General features: G+C 32.2%; 2 protein-coding genes. Both read left to right on the plus strand.

Translation table 11 applies throughout. The features are described 5' to 3' along the window. Positions 1-36 precede the first annotated feature (36 nt). A complete protein-coding gene (locus AC3DU7_RS07890; RefSeq protein WP_488038804.1) occupies positions 37-2,826 on the plus strand; it encodes a helicase-related protein in 2,790 nt (929 codons plus the stop codon). Between the two features lie 61 nt (positions 2,827-2,887). Further along, the gene (locus tag AC3DU7_RS07895) at positions 2,888-4,024 is read left to right on the plus strand and encodes a saccharopine dehydrogenase family protein (protein ID WP_488038805.1); all 1,137 of its coding nucleotides are present in this window, start codon (positions 2,888-2,890) and stop codon (positions 4,022-4,024) included. Positions 4,025-4,490 lie beyond the last annotated feature (466 nt).

The raw sequence follows: 4,490 nt of genomic DNA on the forward strand, positions 1-4,490 counted from the left end.
TTGTAAAACTTCCATGCCAAAACTAAAGGTTTAAAAATGAACAGAAAACGTTTAAGTTGGTTTGAATCAGGTAAATCATTTCAAAACATTAGTGAATGGCTAGAAAAAGCTAAAAGTAAAATTCGGATTGCTACAGGTTTTTTTACTATCAAAGGATGGAATTTTATCCGTCGTTACACTAAAGGTAAACAAACCTTTCTTTTAGTTGGTTTAGACGATCCAGGAGAACAAAGAGCAAGAATGGCTCTAATTCAAGAAATAATGCGAGATTTACGGACAGGATTAGATAAAGATAGAAGAAAAGCAGTTATTGACCTTGTAGAAAAAATACAATCCAACCAATTTGAAATAGTTGACGCTAGAGCAACAGACCATCACAACAAACTTTATATTTCCGATAGAGAAGCAGCAATTCAAACCTCTTCAAATCTGACAGGAAAAGGGCTTATGGAACAAGCTGAAGGTGGGAATGTTATTAAGAATAAAATTGAAATTGCTGCTTTAATTAAAGAATTTGACAATTACTTTAATAATGCTCAAGATTTGACTCAAGAACTTCTAGATATTTTATTGAAATGGTTAGAATTTGATACGCCTTGGGATATTTATCTGAAAACCATGTTAGTGTCCGCTTTTGAAAATAAACAACCTCCTAAAACTTGTTATACAAAAAAACCAGTTTCTTATCAAATTGATATGATTGCTCAAACATTACGGCAAATGCGAGACTTTAATGGTTCAATGATAGTTGCATCAACTGGATTAGGAAAAACTTTTGTTGCTGTTCATGTAGCTCTACATTTAAAAGAAGAAAATTTAATTGATAATGTGATGATTATTGCACCGAAAGCTGTTGAGAGTAACTGGCGAAAAGAAATGCGAGAAGCTGCACTTCCTTATCAATTTTTTGTGCAAAAAATATTTGATAAAGAAATGAAAGATGCTCGGCATAAACTCAAGGAATTTACAGAAATTTTAGAAGTAGTTGAACAGCAAAGTTGGTTACTAATTATTGATGAGAGTCACGAATTTAGAAATCGCTTTAAAAAGGACCTGTCTAATAGGAAAAAAAATCCTTCTGAACGAACAGCTTTTATTAGACTTAGAGAATTAGTAAAAAAAGGTAATGCTAAAGTTTTACTTATGACAGGTTCTCCCTATGGTACAAATCTTGATAATATTAATAGTCAACTTTATCTGTTACCTCATACAGCTAATAATCCCCATGAATTTGAATATTTTTTAAATACTTTCCCAGAACATAGTACTTTGTTTGATCAAGAAACTAAAAATGTCAAAATTTGGTCTGTTGAAAGCACTGATGAATTTGTAAAACTACCAGTAGTTAGTCAATTAACAACCCCTCATGTTGCTAAATATTATGGTCAAAAAGATGAACAAGGAACTTATATTAACTTCAGCGATAAAAAAGGTTATATTCCTAATATGGTTCTTCATACTATCAATTTTCCACTGATTTTTGAAGCAGAATTAACTAAAGCTATAACTCAAGGATATTTTGAAGTTATGGGAAACCCTATGTCTAAAGACTTATTTAATCAATTAGTTAAAATTTCTTGGGCAAGTTCTCCTTTAGCACTTCAAGACATCCTAGAAAGTATTGCTGATACTCCAGGAGGGAAAAATAGTTATACCCTTGATAGGCTAGAATTTATATTTTCTCGTCAACAGCGAGCAGCATTTTTAAAACCAATTATTACCAAGCTAAAAAATTTTGATGACATTAACGATCTAAAAATTAATGGTTTATCAAAAATAATTAAAAAAGCAGCAAAAAATCAGCAAAAAATTATTATCTTTTCTGAGAGAAGACCAACTGTTTTTTATTTATATGAAAAACTAGAATCAAGATTTCCGAATTTAAAAATTGCAGCAACTATTGAAAAAAGTGAAAGCGAAGAAAAATTCAAGATGAAAGAAAGTAAAGAAATTGAAGATATGATTAACCAATTTGCTCCTATTGCCAATAAAAAAACTAATCAATATTCAGAAACTTATGACATTTTTATTTCTACAGATACTCATGGTGTAGGTGTAAATATGCAAGATGCCTCAGTAGTAATTAACTACGATATTGACTGGACTCCTATTAAACCAGTGCAAAGAGCGGGAAGAATTTTACGCTTTTGGCATTCACCTCGTACTGTGGAAATTTACACTTTTGTACCAACACTTACTAATCAAAATCAAGCAACTACAATTAACTATGATTTAGTAGAAATTCAAAAGCGGTGGGAAAATTTAATGTCTCGCCATTACGAATCAAAAAAAGTAATTGATTTGCCTGTTTTAACTGCGGAAGAAATCCAAGAAATAAACGTTCCAGAAATGGCACCCCAAGTCACTATTGAATCTGGAGAAATCGATTTGAATGCTCTGGCAAATTTAGAAATTTCTCCCTATTATCAACATACTGCTAAACTACAGCAAAATCGAGATTATGCTGAGACTTTGGCAGATGATTTAATTAGCAGTAAATTATCTTCAGATAAAGAACCTTTACTTTATATGCTACTTCGTCATCAAAAGACAGAACATGGTATTTTTTACAATCCTAATACTAATAAATTAACTGAGCCTGAAATTGTCACAGTCTTAAATAAAATTGCTTGTGATGAAAATACCCCAACAGCTAATGTTAATTACGATGAAATAGAAGCTCTCAGCAATGTCTGTATCGAGCTTTGGTGTCATAAAAATCAAGTTTATCCAGATGATGTCGAGCGAATTTGCACGTTGTATCTTAAACCAGAAAGTGAAGAGGATAATTTCACAGAACTACTATTGAAAAATCAATCCAGCTAATCAGTTAGATGGCTTAAAATTTAGGATACTTTTTATTCCATTAAACATCAATTAACTAAAGATGACTAACCAAGTTTTAATCATCGGTGGATACGGCAGAATTGGTAGTAGTGTTGCTAGAGATTTAGCTACTTATACAAACTCAGAAATTACTATTACCGGACGTAAACCAGAGGCCAATATCAAAGAAATTCCTATTTCTGGAGTTAAATATTTAGCTCTAGATTTAGCAGATAAAGAAACAGTCAAAAAGACTATTCATTCTTACAGCAAATATTCTGGAAATTTAGTTATTCATTGTGCAGGTCCGTTTCATCATCGCGATACTAATGTTCTGAAAAATTGTATCGAAGCTGGTATTAATTATGTCGATATTAGCGACTATCGAGGATTTACTCGTAAAGCTTTAGAATATTCTGAAGCTGCCAAACAAGCTGGTGTTACTGCAATTATTAATACAGGGATTTTTCCTGGAATTTCTAATAGTTTAGTCCGTCAATCTGTCGAACAATTTGATAAACCAGAGGAAATACATTTAAGTTATGTCGTAGGTGGTTCGGGTGGAGCGGGAGTAACAGTTATGCGGACTACTTTTTTAGGTTTACAAAATCATTTTGAGGTGTGGAAAAATAACAAGTGGGAATTTGTTAAACCTTATAGCGATCGCCAAGTTATTGATTTTCCTAAACCCTACGGAAAAATTGGAGTTTACTGGTTTGATATGCCAGAATCTTTGACTTTGCCGACTTCTTTTTCTGTACAAACCGTAACTACAAAGTTCGGTTCTTTTCCCGATTTTTATAATCATCTAACTTGGATGACTGCTCATTTATTTCCTGTTAGTTGGTTAAAGAATTCAGGGGTAATAGAATTTCTCTCTCAAGTTAGTTATAAAATGACTCAAGTTACAGATAAATATAGTGGTACTGGTGTAGCAATTCAAGCGAAAGTTATTGGTAAAAAGTCAGGGGAAAAAGCTGATTTTTGCTCGTCAATTATCCATAAAGATACTGCAACTGTTACGGGTATTGGTGCTGGTGGTATTGCCGAATTGATTTTATCTGGAAAACTGAATAAACCGGGAGTTTGGTCTGTGGAAAATAGTTTGTCTACGGAATTATTTGAACAGGTAATGAAGAGTCGAGGTTTTGTGAAAAATTATGGTGAAAAGTCTGTGATTTATCAATCTCTGAACTGAATTTTTACTTCTACATCGCCGTAATTTTTTAGGCTTTCAACTTTGTCCTCGTAGTTATTATGGTTAGAACCGCTACTATTCTAACTACCAACCTTATAATTCTAGTTACTATAAAGGGAATATAAAAGGCTACTACTACAGTATTTTTTTGTCTATATCTCTATGAATTAAAGCACAATTAATTTTAACTTTATAGTAGCGATCTAGTAGTGAAGTACTATCCTATAGTGCTGATTATTCTCCTGCAAAAAAAAATTTTACTCCAATACTTTAATCCCACTTTTAAATATAACTCTTATGGAATCTATTAAGAATATCCAGAAAAGAAGGAGTAGATAATTATCCGGATATTACCCGCCTATGAAGAATACTTAACTGTTGGAATCTATTAAGAATATCCAGAAAAGAAGAAGTAGATAATTATCCGGATATTACCCGCCTATGAAGAATACTTAACTGTTGGAAT

This window comes from Okeania sp., from assembly GCF_983059655.1.

Excerpts from the sequence above, each read along its gene's own strand:
- AC3DU7_RS07895 (WP_488038805.1), top strand. The coding sequence starts at position 2,888 with ATGACTAACCAAGTTTTAATCATCGGTGGATACGGCAGAATTGGTAGT.
- AC3DU7_RS07890 (WP_488038804.1), top strand. The coding sequence starts at position 37 with ATGAACAGAAAACGTTTAAGTTGGTTTGAATCAGGTAAATCATTTCAA.